The 14,394-nt window shown below is 65.1% G+C and carries 12 protein-coding genes; all 12 read right to left on the bottom strand.

Annotation, left to right across the window (positions count from 1 at the left end; genetic code table 11):
- Window positions 1-662, bottom strand: a 662-nt coding sequence (locus tag BUB44_RS10025; protein WP_278247943.1) for a thiolase family protein, incomplete at its 3' end; no start/stop codon positions are given.
- Between the two features lie 454 nt (window positions 663-1,116).
- A complete protein-coding gene (locus BUB44_RS10015) occupies window positions 1,117-1,842 on the bottom strand; it encodes a type 1 glutamine amidotransferase (RefSeq protein WP_073165846.1) in 726 nt (241 codons plus the stop codon).
- Window positions 1,814-3,217, bottom strand: a complete 1,404-nt coding sequence (locus tag BUB44_RS10010) for a Mur ligase family protein (protein WP_242655946.1) — start codon at window positions 3,215-3,217, stop codon at window positions 1,814-1,816. The genes BUB44_RS10015 and BUB44_RS10010 overlap by 29 nt, the downstream gene beginning before the upstream one ends.
- 36 nt (window positions 3,218-3,253) lie before the next feature.
- Window positions 3,254-4,198: an MBL fold metallo-hydrolase gene (locus BUB44_RS10005; RefSeq protein WP_242655948.1), complete on the bottom strand. Its 945-nt coding sequence runs from the start codon at window positions 4,196-4,198 to the stop codon at window positions 3,254-3,256.
- 111 nt (window positions 4,199-4,309) lie between these two features.
- Entirely contained in the window at window positions 4,310-4,855 is a 546-nt protein-coding gene (locus BUB44_RS10000) for a Uma2 family endonuclease (RefSeq protein ID WP_027357182.1), read from the bottom strand.
- 105 nt (window positions 4,856-4,960) lie between these two features.
- The gene (locus BUB44_RS09995) at window positions 4,961-5,791 is read right to left on the bottom strand and encodes an ATP-binding cassette domain-containing protein (protein WP_073165824.1); all 831 of its coding nucleotides are present in this window, start codon (window positions 5,789-5,791) and stop codon (window positions 4,961-4,963) included.
- Window positions 5,792-5,946: 155 nt separating this feature from the next.
- Window positions 5,947-6,762 carry a cobalt ECF transporter T component CbiQ gene (gene cbiQ / locus BUB44_RS09990; protein WP_083543195.1) on the bottom strand — a complete coding sequence of 272 codons (816 nt, stop codon included), beginning with the start codon at window positions 6,760-6,762 and terminating at the stop codon, window positions 5,947-5,949.
- Between the two features lie 172 nt (window positions 6,763-6,934).
- Window positions 6,935-7,264: a PDGLE domain-containing protein gene (locus BUB44_RS09985; RefSeq protein WP_073165822.1), complete on the bottom strand. Its 330-nt coding sequence runs from the start codon at window positions 7,262-7,264 to the stop codon at window positions 6,935-6,937.
- Complete coding sequence (locus BUB44_RS09980) at window positions 7,261-7,917, bottom strand: energy-coupling factor ABC transporter permease (protein WP_027357179.1); 657 nt, start codon at window positions 7,915-7,917, stop codon at window positions 7,261-7,263. Before BUB44_RS09980 ends, BUB44_RS09985 begins: the two co-directional genes overlap by 4 nt.
- Window positions 7,918-8,137: 220 nt before the next feature.
- Complete coding sequence (locus tag BUB44_RS09975; RefSeq protein WP_027357178.1) at window positions 8,138-9,517, bottom strand: uracil-xanthine permease family protein; 1,380 nt, start codon at window positions 9,515-9,517, stop codon at window positions 8,138-8,140.
- A gap of 27 nt (window positions 9,518-9,544) precedes the next feature.
- Window positions 9,545-13,165: an AAA family ATPase gene (locus tag BUB44_RS09970; RefSeq protein WP_073165819.1), complete on the bottom strand. Its 3,621-nt coding sequence runs from the start codon at window positions 13,163-13,165 to the stop codon at window positions 9,545-9,547.
- Window positions 13,152-14,393 (bottom strand): exonuclease SbcCD subunit D, encoded by a 1,242-nt coding sequence (locus BUB44_RS09965; protein ID WP_083543193.1) that lies wholly within the window; start codon window positions 14,391-14,393, stop codon window positions 13,152-13,154. The genes BUB44_RS09970 and BUB44_RS09965 overlap by 14 nt, the downstream gene beginning before the upstream one ends.
- Window position 14,394 lies beyond the last annotated feature (1 nt).

Below are 14,394 nucleotides of genomic sequence, written 5' to 3'. Positions count from 1 at the left end.
CGCCGGGGCGCTTCGTCCGTGTCCACCGTTTTCGGGTCGCCCTTCTTCTGGGGTACGGCCACGGGCACGATTTCTTCCTTCAGCCGGCCGGCGTCTATGGCCTCTATGGCCAGCCGGTGGCTGCGCAGGGCCCATTCGTCCTGCTCTTCCCGGGAGATGCCGTATTCCCTGGCCACTTCCCCGCCGTGAATGGCCATGTGCCGGTTGTAGAAGGCGCACCAGAGGCCGTCGTGGACCATCAGGTCCACAAACCGGGTGTCGCCCATGCGCAGGCCCCAGCGGGCGTGCACAAAGTAGGGGGCGTTGCTCATGCTCTCCATGCCGCCGGCCACGATGATGTCGGCGTCGCCGGCCCGGATGATCTGGTCGCCCAGGGTTACCGCCCGCAGGCCGGAGGCGCAGACCTTGTTGATGGTTTCCGAGGGCACTTCCCAGGGCAGGCCCGCCAGCCGGGTGGCCTGGCGCGAGGGGATCTGCCCGCAGCCCCCCTGCAGCACCTGCCCCATGATCACGTTTTCCACCTGTTCCCCGTCAATACCCGCCCGCCGGAGGGCTTCCTTGATTACCACGCCTCCCAGCTGAACGGCGGTGAGGGGGGCCAGAGCCCCGCCCAGTTTACCAAAGGGTGTCCTGGCTGCACTGACAATTACTGTTTCCCGCACTGGATACGTCTCCTTTCCCCGCAGTTTGTGGTAAGCTTCAACGATGATCCCGGCAGTACCGGGGGAAGAGCATTTAACAGGGTTCACCTGGCCCGGAAAAGAATGTGACCCCGGCAGGAGGCAGGCGCAGCCGGCCGGGGCGGCCGGAACTCGCTGGAAGAGGCAGGCACTTACCCGGCACAAAGAGCAAAAGATATGCCAGAAGATTATAAAATTATCGCTAAAGTTAAAAACTTTGTTTTATTTGACTTTTCTATGGATTTTGACCGCGGGCTGCTCAACAAAAGTGTTTACACCGTAAGCAGGTGTCCCTTGACATGCCACTTTTTTCGACTGAGCAAGGCAAGGCCCCGGCGGGAAACCGGGGCCTTGACCAAAGCAAAAAAACCGGGATCTGTTTCCCGGTCTCAGATCGCAGACAAAGTGCTACGGGATATGCCCTGGTTTTAAATTCCTACTTTAGCAGGCGCCTGAGCATTACTTCCGCGGCCGCGTTTTCCAGGCTGTCGTCCAGGGGGGCAAGATCCGCGGGCAGGCCCCGGCGGGCGAGGGCCAGGGAAATTAGGTAATCCACCAGCCGCGGGTTCTTGGGCAGCAGGGGGCCGTGGAGGTAGGAACAGAACACGTTCCTGCAGCGGGCTCCCTCGGTGCCGTCTTCCCCGTTGTTGCCGCAGCCCACCAGCACCCGGCCCAGGGGGGAAACCTGCGGTCCCAGGAAGGTCCGCCCGGCGTGGTTTTCAAAACCCACCACCCGCACCGGCTCCCCCTCTATTTCTAGCTCGATGACCACGTTGCCGATCATCCTCTTCCGGCCGGCCTCCGTATAAAGGTCCAGGAGCCCCAGGCCGGGGATGACCCGGCCCTCCAGGGTCCGGTAGTACCTGCCCAGGAGCTGGTAGCCGCCGCAGATGGCCAGCACCACCAGCCCGTCTTCCACTGCCGCCTGCAGGAGATCCCGGCGTTTTTCCAGATCCCGGGCGATGAGGTTCTGCTCCCGGTCGGAACCCCCGCCCAGGAAGAGGAAATCCACTTCCCGGAAGTCCACCGGGTCGCCGGGGTTGACCGGCAGCACCTCCACCCCCAGGCCGCGCCACCGGCAGCGGCGGGCGAAGGCCATTACATTACCCCGGTCCCCGTAGAGATTCAGCAGCTCAGGATACAGATGGCAGACTTTCAACACGATTTTCCCTTCTGGCATAACCGCTCAAAATCCTTTCCACAGGCCATAAGGCCGTATAGGTGGCCAGGAGGCAGGCCGTTTTCCCCGGGCCGTTCAGGACGCGCTCCACGGCCCGGGACATTTCCTCCACCACAATTTTTTCCAGGGGCACCCCGGCGTATTTCAGCCTGACGGCCATTTCCGCCCCCCTCTGCCCGGTGCAGACCAGCAGGTTCACGTGCCGGTGCTCTTCCTCCAGGACTTCGAAATCCACGTCCCACAGCCAGGAGATGTCCCGGCCGTCGGCATCGTTGTCGTTGATGGCGATGAGCACATCCACCGGACCGGGGAGGGAAAGCAGCGTTCCCAGGCCCTCGTTGAACCCGGTGGGGTTTTTGACCAGGTTCAGGAGCACCGGCTTTTCCCGGTAGCGGAACCTCTCCATGCGCCCGGTGGCCGGCGTATAACCCGCCAGGGCGCGGGTGATCACCCGCGGCTCCACGCCCAGGACCAGGCCCGCCGTAAAGGCCGCCAGGCCGTTGTAGAGGTTGTACAGGCCGGGGACGGGAATAACCAGCTCGTAATCGCCGGCGGGCGAGCGCAGGCGGCAGGTGGTGCGGCGCTCTTCCGGGAGGACTTCCGTGCCCTCCACGCCGGCCGGGGGACGGGAAAAGCCGCAGCCGGGGCAGCGGTAATTACCCAGCTGACTGTATTGATAGTAGGCATAGGCCAGCTCCTGCCCGCAGCGGGGGCAGAAACGCCCCTCCCGGGCCGCGGAGGAAGAGGAGGTGACCCGCCGGTGTTCGCCCAGGCCGTAGTAAAGCACTTCCCCGCCGGCGGCTGCGGCCAGCGAGGCCACCAGGGGGTCGTCGGCGTTCAGCACCAGCCCGGTTCCCGGCAGCTTCTCCAGGGCCTCCCGGATGAGGGATACGGTGGTGTCCAGTTCCCCGTATCGGTCCAGCTGGTCCCGGAAAAAGTTGGTCACCACCACCAGATCCGGCCGCACCTGGCGGGTAACCCGGGGAAAGGTGGCCTCGTCCACCTCCAGCAGGGCGTAATCGCAGTCCACCCGCCCCCAAAGGGATGCCTTTCGTAAAAAGGCGGTGGTTATACCGGTGATCATGTTGGCGCCCTCGGCATTGACCACCACCCGGTAGCCGGCCTCCCCGGCAATGCGGGCCACCATATTGTTGGTGGTGGTCTTACCGTTGGTGCCGGTAACCATAACCACACCCCGGCGGGCCTGGCGGGCCAGGTGGGCCAGGATGCCGGGGCAGATCCTTAAGGCCACCATGCCGGGCAGGGAGGAGCCTCTACCCCGCCCCAGCAGGCGGACCAGCCACATGACTGCTCTGGCCACGAAGATAGCCGTGATTAAACGCAAGCGAAAAACCAAATTTCTCCCGCACCCCTTGTTGGTGTTCTCGCGCGGCTACAGGAAATAATACTCCACGCCGTCCCTTTTTTCCATTTTCACCCGGCCCTCCTCCACCAGCACGTCCAGGTGGGCCTGGACTTCCGACAGCCCCATGAAGATGTTGAAGCCCTTCAGGTGGGGATAGGTAACCCGGGAAAGCTCAAAGGCGGTGCACGGCCCGTGCTCCCGCAGCAGGCCCACCAGGGCGTCGCAGCGGGCCCGGTGGTGCTCCTGCACTTCCGCCACCAGCTTCCGGTAATCATCGATGACTTCCCCGTGTCCCGGCCAGACCAGCTCTATATCCATGGCCAGCAGCCTCTCCAGCCCTTCCAGGTAATGGCGCAGGCTGGGGTTGCGGCGCCGGGGGTGAAGGGGGTCAGGTTCCAGGAAGGGGTTGGGCGTGATGTGGGGCAGCAGAAAATCACCGGCAATCAGGTTTTTGCCCGCCGGGTCGTAAAAGCAGAGGTGGCCCGTGGCGTGGCCCGGAAGGTGCAGTGCCTGCAGGCTGCCCCCTTCAAAGGGTATTTCCGTCCCCTCCACCGTAGGGACGACGCTCCCGGGGGGCACTGAAGGCGGGGGCAGCTTATCCCTGTCCTGCAGAATTTCTTCCAGGATTTCCGCCGGGACACCGGCTTCACGGACAAAAAGCATTCTTTCCTTTATAAAGTCGTGATTGCCGCTTAATTTTTTCAAATCATAGGGGTGGATATGTATTTTCGCCCCCGTCAGGGAGTGGATCCAGCTGGCCAGACCGCAGTGGTCGGTATGGAAGTGGGTCAGCAGGACCCGCTCAATGCGGTCCAGGGGAACCCCCAGGCGGTCCAGCTCTCCCTGCAGAACTTCCCTGGCCTCCCGGGTGTCGGGCCCCGGGTCCACCAGGGTACAGGGTTTTGCGGCAATGAGGTAGGCGTTGACCGGCCCCACCGGGTAAGGGGTGGGCACCGAAATTTTATGCAGCACCAGCAAAGCAACAACTCCCCTTCAGCAGAAAGCAGAAGTGTTCCCATGACTGTTGCCCGGTCTTTTGCACACACTCTACGGTTACCCAACCTCGCCAGGTCCAATTAAAAATTAAAAAACCCTGTTTAAATCCAGCTGCAGGCCGGGAAGTACCGCAGAAACAAAAGGTTTTTCATCGTGCCGGGCGTAAAGCTCCTTTTTTTCTCCTTCCAGGGTGAAGGTGCATATTTCTATAGTCTGGGCCACCGGGTGCACATACCAGACCTCCCGCACCCCGTGGTTCCGGTAAAGCTCTTTTTTAACGGTTTGATCTATGGCCGCGGTGGAAGGCGATAGAACCTCAATCACCAGATCGGGCCCGCCTCTTATATTGGCCTCCCCGATGATGTACCGGCGCTCCTGGCTGATAAAAATAATATCCGGCTGGACCACATCCTCCTCCGTTAAGTAAACGTCAATGGGAGAGCGCAAAATGACTCCCATTTTTTTCTCTCGAACGTGCCGGTTCAGAATATACCCCAGATTCTCCAAAACCATCTGGTGGATTACGCTGGGCGCCGGTACCATATAAAGCCTCCCCCCAATTAGTTCGTAACGCTTATCCTCGGGCAGCTGGAGGTACTCACGGTAAGTCATTTTTAATTCACCCAGGGACATCCCCTTCACCTCCGGAACCTCGGGAAAGAAAACATTTACAGTTTATTATACCACAGCCTGACCGGCCGGCCATAATGAATATAAAAGTGCCCCTCCGGAGGCGCTTCAGGTCTGGCGCCCCGCCAGGATTTTTCTCAGCAGGGCCGCGGCCTGCTCCACCGTATAGGGCACGGCTTCAAGCTGCAGTTCGGGCAGGGAGCGGAAGATCTGCGCCACCAGGGGGAAGCGCAGGTTGGCCCGGCGGATGATGTCCTCCCGGACCAGCAGCGACGGATCGCCCTGGGCCAGGGTGCGGCCATCCTTGATGATCACCACCAGGTCGGCCCAGGAGGCTGCCATGTCCACATCGTGGGTGGCCACCAGGATGGTCGTACCCCGCCGGTGCAGCCGGTCCAGGATCTCCAGCAGCGTATCCTTGCCCTGGGGGTCCAGGTAGGCCATGGGCTCGTCCAGGACGATAATTTCCGGCCCCATGGCCAGCACACCGGCAATGGCCACCCGCTTTTTCTGGCCGTAGCTGAGGTGGTAGGGCGGCCTGTCCCGGTACTCCTCCATCTGCACCGCCGCCAGGGCCTCGTCGACCCGCCGCTTTACCTCCGCGGGTGGCAGGCCCATATTTACCGGGCCGAAGGCCACGTCCTCCTCCACGGTGGAGGAAAAAACCTGGTCGTCGGGGTCCTGGAACACCAGGCCCACCCGGCTTTTAATTTCCCTGGCCGTGCGGGCGTTCACCTCCTGCCCCATAACCCGCACCTTTCCCCGCTGGGGCAGGTAGATCCCGTTCAAATGCATTAAAAGGGTGGACTTCCCGGCCCCGTTGGGCCCCATCAGGGCCACCCGGCAGCCCCGGGGTAGGGAAAACGAAAGGCCCGCAAGGGCCCTGGTACCATCCCGGTAAGTATAGTACAGGTCCTCAACCTCTATGACAGAATCCATAACCCTTATCACTCCCGGGTTTTTAGAATATGTTAAACCTAATTTGCAAACATTTGCAAACCGGGCAGGGTTTACTGCACTAAAAAGACCCCTTACCCGTGCCCCCCTTTTTGGGGACCTGCGGCAGGGGTTTCCGCTCCTTCATTCCCTTTTCTCTACTTCCATGACAATAGCCAGGTTATTGTCCCCGGGTCGAAAAAGTGCAGTCCCAGCGCCACCAGCAGGATGAACGCTCCCCAGGCCAGATCCAGGCCCCCGGGTGGGGGAAGGGCTTTCCTGTGGACCCGGCCGGTGTAACCCCGGGCCAGCATGGCGTGGTATATGCGCTCCCCCCGCTCCCAGGAGCGCACAAAGAGGACACCCACCGTCTGCCCCAGGGTGCGGAAGGTGTGCCGGTGGAAAAGGTGTTTCCCCGGTACAAAGCCCCGGGCCGCCCGGGCCGTGTTCATCCGCCGCAGCTCATCGGCCACCACGAAAATATAGCGGATGGTAAACTCGATCATCTGGATGAAAACCGCCGGTACCCGGAAAAAGGACAGCGCTTCCAGCACCTGCCGCAGGCCGGTGGTAGCCAGCAGAAAGTTCACCGCCAGGAAGGCCGCCACGACCCGCAGGGAGAGCACCAGGGCGTGCTGCCAGCCCTCCCGGGTGGCGGTTATGGCCAGCGCTCCCCATTCCCAGCGCCAGACGGGCTCACCGGGTGTAATAAACGGAAAGAGGAGAATCATGGTACCGGCAAAGGGCAGCAGCCACAGCAGGCGGCCGGCCAGCCAGCGCAGGGGCAGCCGCGCTGCCGCCGTAAGCGCCAGCAGAAAAACCACCGCCAGCACCAGTCCCGCCCGGGATGCAAGCGAGGCCGACAGGGTCACAAAGCCCGTCACCGCCAGCACCTTGACCCGGGGGTCCACCCTGTGCAGGAACGAACCGGGGCACCCGCCGGTCCGGAGAAAATCATCCATCAACCGGGTCATGGGAAACACTTCCTTAAAAAAAGGCCATGGGGTAACAAGCCTGCTTTTCCCGCACAGGCTGCTGCCTCCATGGCCTCTTTCTTTCCTTGATATTTAATTCTTCAAAAATAATAAGCTATCAAACCGGGATCTCCATGATCCGCTTTAAGCAGATTATACCACCGGCAACCTGTTAATTCAAGTGTCCCTTTCCGGACGGCCCCTTCCCGGCGCTGCCCTTCGGCCGGATCACAAGCCGGACCAGGAGATACATGGCCGCAAACACCAGCAGCGTGCCCACCAGGCCGGCCAGGGAAGTGGCCAGGCCGCCGCTGGCCACGCCGGGGAAAACGTAGTCGGGCATCAGGGCGTGAATCAGTTCCTTCCCTTCAGCCAGGTGCAGGAAGCCCTTATCTTCAGCCACCCGCTCCAGCCCGTCCGGGCTGGGAGAGGCGAAGGGAGAAAGAAAGGCAGCCACGGCCAGGGCGACCAGAAGACCCCACAGCAGGTTCTTTTTGTTCATAATCCCTCACCCCCCGCAACGCTTTTCTGTTCGGGCTGCTCCAGCCCCCACAGGCGGGAAACAAAGGAAACCACCACCACGGTAATCAGGCCTTCCCCGATGCCGATCAGGGCATGCCACCCCAGCATGGCCGGCAGAACTATTTTCAGGGGCACTGTGCCCGAGAAGGCAATTTCCAGGCTGGCCGCCAGCGCCGCAGCCATTACCGACATCCAGGAGGCCAGGAAGATGGCCGCCGTGCGGCCGGCACTGCTTCTGAACAGGTTGCTCACCAGGCGGCAGGTGCCGTATGCCACCCATGGGGCAATCACCGCCATATTCAGCACGTTGGCCCCCAGGGCGGTCAGGCCCCCGTCATAGAAGAAAAGCATCTGAATGATCAGCACCGTGGTTAAGATCAGGCCCGCGCTCCAGGGCCCCAGGAGGATCGCCGCCAGGGCGCCCCCCAGCAGGTGCCCGGAGGTACCGCCGGCCACCGGAAAGTTAACCATCTGCGCGGCAAAGATAAAGGCCGCCATCACGCCCAGGGCAGGAACCTGCCGGTCTTCCAGCACCTTTCTGGTTTTCGCAACCGCCGCGGCCACGGCCCCGGCGCTGAGGACGCCGGCCCCCACCCAGATCCTGGTATCAAGAAAGCCATCGGGAATATGCACTTCAAACCGCCTCCCCCAAAGAAATAAAAATGACCACGCGGGTATTCCCCTCCCGGGACCTCCGTGGTCACCATTAAAACTGTATTACATTTTAATTATGTTAATTATGGCCGGCCTTCCGGGTGCCTCCATGGCACCCTTTGCAAATACCACCTTGAAATCACAATATTCTGCAGACGGGATAAAAATCCTGCCCGCCGGGTAAAACTTTTTGTTTTTTTTACCGGTTTAATTCCGACCCTTTTTTCTCCTCCGCGCCGGTCCGGGCGCCAAAATACTTTGCCGGCAGGAAAACGTGCTCCAGCAGGATGCAGAGCAGCATGCCGGTCAAAAACCCGTTGCCCAGGAGGTACCGGGCCAGGGCCGGCATACCGGCCAGCGCCCCGGCCGGCAGCATCATGGCCCCCGTGCCAAAAAGCAGGGTGATGCCGATAATATAGAGGTCGCGGTTATCCAGCTGCAGGCGGAGGTAATCCCGCAGGCCGAACCCGACCATCTGGCAGAAGGAAACCAGCAGGACCGAGTAGCCCACGGGAACGGGGATGGAGGACAGGAAGGCCCCCACGGGGGGAAGCAGCCCCAGAACGACCATGCCCAGGGCAAACAGGATAAAGGGCATCCGGGAGGCCACCCGGGTCATGCCCACCAGGGCAGCCCCGGCGGAGAAGGGCACGAACCCCACCGTGGCCCCCACCCCGGCCATGATGTCGGCCACCCCGGTCAGGGCCACGCCCCGGTTGTAGGCCTGCCGGGGCACCTTCTGCCCGATGGTTCTTTCCATGGCCAGGATGCTGGCCACCAGGTTGCTTAAGACCAGCAAACCGGTCATCACCGAGGTGAGCACAATGCCCGCATCGAAGGTGGGCGTACCCCAGGCAAAAAGCCGGGGCAGGGCGAAAACGCCGGAAACCGACCAGGGCACGCCGGGAGCCAGGCCCATGGGCAGGGCCAGCAACCAGCCCACCGCGATGCCGATGAGCACGGCTATGCTGCGGGTAAAGGGACGCCCTTTGAGGCTGGTCCAGAGGACCACCGCCACCACGATTACGGAGAGCAGGGCCGCCCGGAGGCTGGCCCCGCCTCCCTCCTCGCCCACGCCCAGCATCCCCCGGACAAAGGTGCCGCTGAGCTGCAGGCCCAGGAGCACCAGCACCGAACCCGTTACCGCCGGGGTGAACAGGCTCAGGGCGCTGCCCACCAGCCGGCCGGAACCCACCAGCACCAGCACCACCCCGGCCACCAGCACCCCCAGCTCCAGGTCGGTGCGCAGGACCGCCAGCGGCTTGCCCAGCCCGGGCGCCAGGGCGGCCAGGGTGATAAATACACCCCACCACATGCCCGAAGGCCCTTCCATGATGGGCAGCCCGTGGCCGAAGAGCACCTGCAGCAGGGAAGCCAGGCCGGTAAAGAAGAGGGTGCGCTGGGCCAGTCCGGCAATGCCCGCCTGGTCCAGCCCCAGGGCCTGACCCACCACCAGGGGCACCACCGCCGAGTTGGCCAGGGTGAACACCAGCCACTGCAGGGCGTAAACCACGGCCCGCCTGGCCGGGGGATTTTCATGCAGGTCGTACAATAATTTTTGTTCTGCCCGGTTGGACATTATTTCGAACGCCTCCTGAACCAGAACTCAAGCCATTTCCAGGCGCACCCGGCTGCCCGGGCCGCCGGGGCGGGCCGGCTCGACCAGCAGGCGGCGGGGCAGGCGGCTCTTTAACTGGGGCAGGTGGCTGATGAGCCCGATGGCCACCCGCTCCAGGGGCAGGCGCTCCAGGGTATCCATCACCGCCTCCAGGTACCGCTCGTCCAGGGAACCGAAACCCTCGTCCAGGAAGAAGAATTCCAGGGGAACCCGGCCCCGCCGCTGGATCTGATCCGAAAGGGCCAGGGCCAGGGCCAGGGAGACCAGGAAGGTTTCCCCCCCGGAAAGGGTGGAAACGGGCCGTTTCAGGCCGCCGTTACCCTCGTCCCGGAGGATAAATCCTCCCTGACCGTCCAGTTCCAGGGCGTAGCGGTAGCCGGTAAGCCGGCCCAGCCGCTCGGTGGCCAGTTCCGCCAGGTTTTCCAGCCGCCGGCGGGCCAGGAATTCCACCAGCGCCCTGCCCCGCAGGAGCCCCTCCAGTTCCCGCAGAAGTTCGGCACGCCCGGCCAGCTGCTGCCGCTCTTCTTCCAGGGCGGCCCACCGCTGCCGGTTTTCCTCCAGGCGCTGCAGGTGCTGTCCCGCCGCCCCTTCCTGCTGCTGGGCCAGGCCCAGGGCTTCTTCCGCCGCCTTTAATTCTTCCTGAAGCCGCAGCCAGTCATCTTCCTCCAGATACCTGCCCCCCAGGCGGGCCTCCACTTCCCGCAGTTCCTGCAGCAGCAGCTGCTCCTCCCGGCGGTGCTTGTTCACCCGGGCCGCCAGCTCCTCCCGCTCCTGCGGGTCCAGCAGGGCATCTTTAGCCCCGGCGGGGCTGGCGAAATGGTTTTCCCGGGCCGAGTGTTCCAGGTGCCGGCGCAGGCCCGCCAGCCTTTCCTGCAGGGCCGCACAGGCCCGTTCTTCCCCCTCCAGCTCCAGCCGGCACTGCTGGAAATCCCCGGCCGCTCTGCGGTTGTCCTCTTCGGCCCGGGCCACCGCATCCTGCAAAGAGGAAAGCTGTTCCCGCACCTGCCCCAGGGCCTCTTCCACCCGCAGCCCGCCGGTGAGCTGGTGCAGCTCCGCCCGGAGCTGCCCGATCTGTTCCGCCCTGCCCGATAAGGCGGCTTCCAGGGCACCCTTTTCCACCACCAGGTCCCGCAGGCCGTCCTTTAGCTGCTGCAGCCGCCCGGACAGGTCTTTCAGTTCCGCTTCCAGCCCGGCAATTTGAAGCTGGCCGCGCCGGAGTTCCTGCTGCCTCTGCTTTAAAGCTTCCCAGTGCGCCGGGACCTGGCCCGGTTCCTGCAGGCCCAGTTCCTGCAGGTGGAGGCGCAGCTGTGCCACCAGCTCCCGCCGCCCGGCCTCCTTTTCTTCCCGCCGCCGGTGGAGGTCCCGGATCTGCCGTGCCAGCCCTTCCCGGGCGGATTGCAGGCGGGCCAGGGCCGGCCGCCGCTCATCCAGGCGGCGGCGCACTTCTTCCACCCGGTCCCGGGCTTCCTGCAGGCGCTGCTGCCAGCGGCGCCAGCCCTGCTGCTGCTCCCGGTACTCCCGCTCGGCGTCCTGCAGGAGGGCGGGGAGGTCCTGCAGCGGCACCTGCCGCCAGGGAGCCGGCAGCCCCTCCCGCAGGCGCCCGCCCTCTTCTTTAACCCGCTCCTTTTCCCCGGCCAGCTGCTCCTCCCGGCGCTTCAACGCCGCTATTTCCGCGTCCAGCTGGACGAGCCTTTTTTCCCCCTCCTGCCACTTTTCCCGCCGCCGCGCCTGTTCCTCTTCCGCCGCCCGCACCGCTTCCTCCAGCGGGGCCAGGGCCACCCCCGCCGGGCGGGCGGGCGCGGGGTGGTGCGGGGAACCGCAGACCGGGCAGGGCTGCCCCGCCGCCAGCGTCCGGGCCAGGGCGGCAGCCATGTGCCGGCGCCGGGCTTCCTCGAGCTCTCTCCGGGCCCGCTCCAGAGCCCCTGACGCCTCCACCAGGGCCTCCTGCAGGGCGGCCACCTCCCGCTGCCGGGCTTCCCGCCGTCGTTCAAGTTCTTCCACCTGTTCCCGGACCTGCCGGCATTCCCCCTGCAGCTCAGCGTAGCGCCCGGCCAGGTCCAGCAGAGCCCGGATCCGGAACCTGCAGTCCTGAATGCCGGCCGCCCGTTCCTCCAGGTATCCTTCCGGCACGGGCGGGCTCCCCTGGAGGCGCTCCAGCTCCTGCCGGTCCTGCGCCAGCTCCCCTTCCAGCCCGGCCACCTCCCGGGCCAGTTCCGCCTCCTGCTGCTGCAGGGCGTCCAGCTGGCGGGCCGCCGCGCCCGCCTCACCTTCAAGCTCCTTCGCTTCCCGCTCCAGCTGCGAGAGCCGGCCGTACAGTTCCAGGGCGCACCGGGCCTGCTCCACCTCCTCCGGCGCCACCTGCAGCTCCTCCTGCCGCCGGCAGAGCCCCGCCAGGCGCCGCTCCCCTTCTTGCTGACGGGAAGAAAGCTCTGCCGCCTGCTTTTCCAGGAGCCGGATTTTCCGCTGCTTTTCTTCCAGTTCCTCCCGGTCCTTTTCCTGCCGGGAGAGCCAGCCGTCAAGCTCCTGCTCCTTTTCCCGGGCCTGCTCCAGCAAGGCCTGCCGCTTCATTAAAGCTGATCCTTCCGCCTCCCACCGCTGCCGCTGCCGGGCGGCCTCCTCCTCCGCCGCCCGGGCCGCCTCCTGCAGGCGGGAGAGCTTTTCCCCCAGGGCGCGCAGCCGCCCCCGGCGTTCCTCCAGGTCTTCCTCCAGGCGCCCGTACTCCTCCAGGAGGCCGCGCATGGTTTCGGCCCGGGCCGCCCGCTCCAGGAGTTCTTCCTCCCGGCGCACCTTGTCCTCCGCGGCCCGGAGCTCCTCCAGGCGGCGCTGCAGGTGAAGCCGCCGCTCCTGCGCCTGGCGGATTTCCCGGGCTTCCTCCAGGCGCCCGCGGGCCGCCTGCAGCTTCCGCTCCGCCTCCCGGCGTGCCGCCCGCTTTTCCTCCAGATCCCGGCGGGCGGCCTCCACGGCCCGGGGCGAGCAGTCCCCCAGGCCCCGCTGCTCCGCCTCCACCCGGTCCAGCGCCGCCCGCACCCCGGCCCCGGCATCGCTCACCCTTTTTTTCAGCTGCTCGCCAAACCGGTCCAGTTCAAAAATGCGTTCCAGCATCTGGTTCCGGTCGGCCGGCCGCAGGGCCAGGAATTCGGCGAAGCGGCCCTGGGGCAGGACCACCGCCCGGGTGAAGTCGTCCGCGGTTAGGCCCAGGAGCTTCTGCACCTCCATTTTCACCTGGTCGGCCCCGTCCGCCAGCACCCTCTCCCCATCCGGGTCAAGGCGCACCAGCCGGCACTCCCGGGTGTGGGCGCCGAAATCACCGCTCTTGCGCAGCAGCCGTTCCACCCGGTAGCGGCACCGCCCCTCCCCCCGGCCCACTTCAAAGGTGAAGGCCACCCGGGCCTGCTCGCTGTGCTGGTTGATGATCCCTTCCCGGCCCCGGCTGGCCCGCTTCACTTCCCCGAACAGGGCCAGGGTGATGGCATCCAGGATGGTGGACTTGCCGCTGCCGGTGGGCCCGAAGATGCCGAAAATTCCCCGCTCGCACAGGGTTTTAAAGTCCACCACCTCTTCCTGGCGGTAGCTGTGCAGCCCGGCCAGGCGCAGTTCAACGGGCCTCAACTTCCTCCCCCCTCTCCTGGGCTGCCGGTTCCAGCAGCTCCAGGAAAATACGCACCAGCTCATCGGGCGGGTCGCCGCCGCCCGCCTGCTGGCGGTAAAAAAGCCTGAACAGCTCATCCAGGGGCAGGGCATCCAGGTCCCCTGCCCCGGCTTCCTCCCCGTCCCGCTGCGGGAGGACCGTCCTGATGTCGATGATCCCCGGCCGTATTTCCCGCAGCCGCTCCACCTGCTCCCGGGTGAGGGGAGCTGCCGCGTGAACCTCCAGGTCAATCCAGGCCCGCTCGTCCCGCCCGGCCCGGCACCAGGCCAGCACTTCTTCGTACCCCCCGGTTGCCCGCCAGCGCACCAGGGGCCGGCCGGAACTCAGGGTAATTTCGCGGCAGTGCACCGGCCGGCCCGGCTGTGCTTCCACCAGGACAACGCCCTTGGCCTGGCCGGCCTCGGAGAAGCTGTAGGCCAGGGGTGAGCCGCTGTAGCGGCAGGGCACGGGTGCGCCGGGCACTTCCTGGGGCCGGTGCAGGTGCCCCAGGGCCACGTACTGCAGCTCCGCCGGCAGGGTTCCCGGGTCCACGCTGTAAGCCCCGCCCAGGGAGAGGGTGCGCTCCGAGTCGCTGATCTGCCCGCCGTACATGTACAGGTGGCTGACGGCCAGGTTCACCGCCTCCGGGCGGCAGTGGCCGGCCAGCTGCTTCAAAAAAGCCGCCACGCGCCGGGAATAGGCCGCCTGGTGTTCCGCTTCTTCCAGGGTGGGGGCGAGCAGCTCGCCCAGCCGGGCCTCGGAAGGATAGGGCAGGGCCAGGACTACCGCCGGCCAGGGCCAGCCCGGCCCCTGCAGCACCAGGAGGGAGGGGCCCGATGCCAGCAGCCCCGGCCCCGGCGGCAGCACGTCCCCCGGCCACCCCAGGATGTGCACGCCCTGGCGCACGGCCAGGGGAGCCGGGGCGGCCAGGCGCCCGGGCTGGTCGTGGTTGCCCGCGATGACCACCACCTGCCGCCCTTCCACCGCCAGCCGGGCCAGGGCCTCAAAGTAGAGCTCTTCGGCCCTGGCCGGAGGGTTTTCGGTATCGAAAACGTCCCCGGCCAGCAGAACCAGGTGCACCCCTTCTTCCCGGGCTATAAGGGCGATCTCTTCAATAAACTGCTCCTGCTCGTCCCAGCGCCGGTGGCCGCCCAGGGTCTTCCCCAGGTGCCAGTCAGAAGTATGTAATATGCGCAGGGTCCTGTCCAAA

The sequence above is a fragment of the Desulfofundulus australicus DSM 11792 genome, assembly GCF_900129285.1.
GTDB classification, from domain to species: domain Bacteria; phylum Bacillota; class Desulfotomaculia; order Desulfotomaculales; family Desulfovirgulaceae; genus Desulfofundulus; species Desulfofundulus australicus.
Note: the sequence above shows the minus strand (reverse complement) of the source record. Positions and strands in the feature narration are given on the sequence as shown.

What these genes read in the sequence shown, in the direction of transcription:
- BUB44_RS10000 (WP_027357182.1), bottom strand. Translation starts at nt 4,855, where the DNA reads ATGTCCCTGGGTGAATTAAAAATGACTTACCGTGAGTACCTCCAGCTG.
- BUB44_RS09975 (WP_027357178.1), bottom strand. Translation starts at nt 9,517, where the DNA reads ATGTCCAACCGGGCAGAACAAAAATTATTGTACGACCTGCATGAAAAT.
- cbiQ (WP_083543195.1), bottom strand. Translation starts at nt 6,762, where the DNA reads ATGACCCGGTTGATGGATGATTTTCTCCGGACCGGCGGGTGCCCCGGT.
- BUB44_RS09995 (WP_073165824.1), bottom strand. Translation starts at nt 5,791, where the DNA reads ATGGATTCTGTCATAGAGGTTGAGGACCTGTACTATACTTACCGGGAT.
- BUB44_RS09985 (WP_073165822.1), bottom strand. Translation starts at nt 7,264, where the DNA reads ATGAACAAAAAGAACCTGCTGTGGGGTCTTCTGGTCGCCCTGGCCGTG.